The sequence below is a fragment of the Verrucomicrobiia bacterium genome (genome assembly GCA_035460805.1).
GTDB lineage: Bacteria > Patescibacteriota > UBA1384 > CAILIB01 > CAILIB01 > DATHWI01.
In genome coordinates this window covers 1-2,426 of record DATHWI010000004.1, presented here as the reverse complement: position 1 = coordinate 2,426, position 2,426 = coordinate 1, and the positions used below count along the sequence as shown (strand labels likewise).

The 2,426-nt window shown below is 52.6% G+C and carries 2 protein-coding genes; both read right to left on the bottom strand.

The features are described from left to right. Positions 1-870: hypothetical protein (locus tag VLA04_00060; protein ID HSI20108.1), on the bottom strand; the 870-nt coding region annotated here is incomplete at its 3' end. Positions 871-967: 97 nt separating this feature from the next. After that, entirely contained in the window at positions 968-1,870 is a 903-nt protein-coding gene (locus tag VLA04_00055; GenBank protein ID HSI20107.1) for a hypothetical protein, read from the bottom strand. Positions 1,871-2,426 lie beyond the last annotated feature (556 nt).

Sequence of the window (2,426 nt, the reverse complement as noted above, 5' to 3'; positions counted from 1 at the left end):
GGCGCTAAGTGTATACACAGGCCCCCAGGGAAATCCCCACCAGCCGCAGAAGAGAGTGACAAAACTATAGGGCAGGCTTTGTATAATCGAAGCTGTATAGCTGGTCTGATAGTGCGGTGGGGAATTGTATTGTATGGTGGCAATACCGAACGAAAATGTATAGGCATATAGAACGAGCTTGCCGGAGCCGCTGCTCAGGGATTTCAGCATGTCTTCGTCACTGATTCCCTCAGAGCCAATGATGCCGCGCCTATCCTCAAGGTACCACTTGCCCAGCAGTTTCGTTTTAGGGCCAATGACATAAACCAGAAAGAGCAACGAGGCGCAGGTGCCCATGCCCAGGAAAGCACATCCCCAGATGAAGCTCGACTGCATGGTGCTGGTTGCCTCGGTATCCAGCGTCGCAACCTTGGCATCAATGAGGTTATTACGCTCCCTGGAAAGCTCGCTGACGGCATAGCCGGGTTTCTCCAGCTTACCTGACACGCGGGGTGCCGCCCTCAGCAGCTTATCATGATTTTTGTCCCGCCATTCCTCGTAATTGTCAGCAGTTAGAGTCAGCATCTCCCGAGCCAGCCGAATATCCGCTTCGTTCGTGGACTTCACTAAAACCTTCGCGTCCTCCTGATAAGAACCCAGCGGTACCAGTGGAATATAGAGCGTATAGTTGTCGTCTTTGGTGAAAAGCTGGGCGTAAAGGAGATTGAGCTGGCCCTCGGTCAGAACCACAAAGCCGTGGTGCTGCACCGGTTCTTTGTAAAATTGATCAACCGTCAGCGTACGAGCGTCTTTGGGATCTTCTCCTGATCCCAGATACGTAGCTCCGCTGCATAGTCCAACCAGAATGAGAATAACCAACAAAAAGGGCATGAAGATCGGCAGGTTAAGCGAAGCTGATTCTTATAAAGCCTTCCAGGCTACATTGTAACACGTTAAGTGGCAATGCCTTTGCTGAAGCTTTCCTGCTTTACCAGGGGAAAAAGGATCTGCGAGGCCGCTTTATAGTTTCGCCCCTGGCCAGTGTGGCCACATCGTCCAGAAACTCCTTCGTTTTGTTGTTTCCACCGGTCAGGTTAATGCCCAGAGCACTGATCGTGAAGAGCGGCCCCCAGGGAAATCCCCACCAGCCGAAGAACAGGCTGACGAACGAGTAGGGCAGACTCTGCAGCACCCCTGCGAGATAGCTCCTCCTGTAGTGCAGGCCGGAATGCAAACCCATGGAAACAGCGATCGCAGACAAGGTATAGCTGTAGTCGACTACCCGTCCCGTACCGTTGTGGAGCGAGCTAAAAAACTCCTCGTCCGTAAGTCCTGCAGAGCCAATGATTCCGCGCTTGTCTTTGCGCCATTGTACACCCAGCAGATCTGTTTTCGGCCCAATGACTACATAGGCCATAAAGAAAACAGAAGCGGTAATGCCGGCGCCAAGCAAAATATGCGCGGCCCAGAAAGTGAGGCGCATGTCCGCGGCCCCATTGGGATCCAGCGTGATAAAATCCGCAGTAATAGGTTGCTTCGCGGCCTCCACGGCGTCTTTCACCTTGTTATACGGCTTGGCCAGCCTGCCCTTCAGTGAAGCCACGGGGCGCAGCAGCTTGTCCTGGTTCTTGGCGGTCCACTCCGCGAGATCGGGCTTGTTCGCCTTCCTGCGCATCTCAGTGTAGAAGGCGACATCCACCTTATTGTCGTTAACCACCAACACCTTCGCCTTTTCAACAGGAGCACCACGGGGCTTCAGGGGAATGTAGAGGCACAGTTCGGTGCCCTTAAGGTAGAGCACGGAGGTGCTCATATCCAGTTCGCCATCCGTCAGCTCCACAAAGCCCCGGACAGGCTGCGGCGTCTCCTTATAAAACTGCTCTACCGTCATCGTGCGCACACTGTTGGGATTATCCAGCCCTCTCCATAATGTGCCCCCCAGTCCCAGCCCGAATACAATTATTACAAGAAGCATCAACGGCATATAGAGCAGTCGCAGGAAAGCTGTGAATGGGACTGAGACAAGAAATTTTCCAGTATTGCCGGGCAGAGTATGATGTCACACAAATCAATGCAATCAATTTAATGAAATGATCAGGGTTAACTCTGACTCATGCACATCTCCCTCATATCTGTTGCAGATACCGGGGTTGGCGAGGGACAGCCTGAAGAAGGACGCCTGGGGTATCCTGTAGACGGCGAGCACTCTGGTCCAAGAAACTTAACGAAGCCATTGCGAATTACGTCGCTTCCCCTGTTCCGGCGGCGGATATGCCTCTATTAATCCTTAACCCGCCGTCCTCATTGGGTGTGATTAGAAGTGGTGCGCATGAAGATCAACCCATAACAGGAAGTTGGAAAATCCGGGTTAGAAACCTGGTGTCCTGGAGTCTTTGTGGTTAAGCAAGCCTGATCTTCTTCCTCCGTTTCCTGCTTTCCTGTCTATT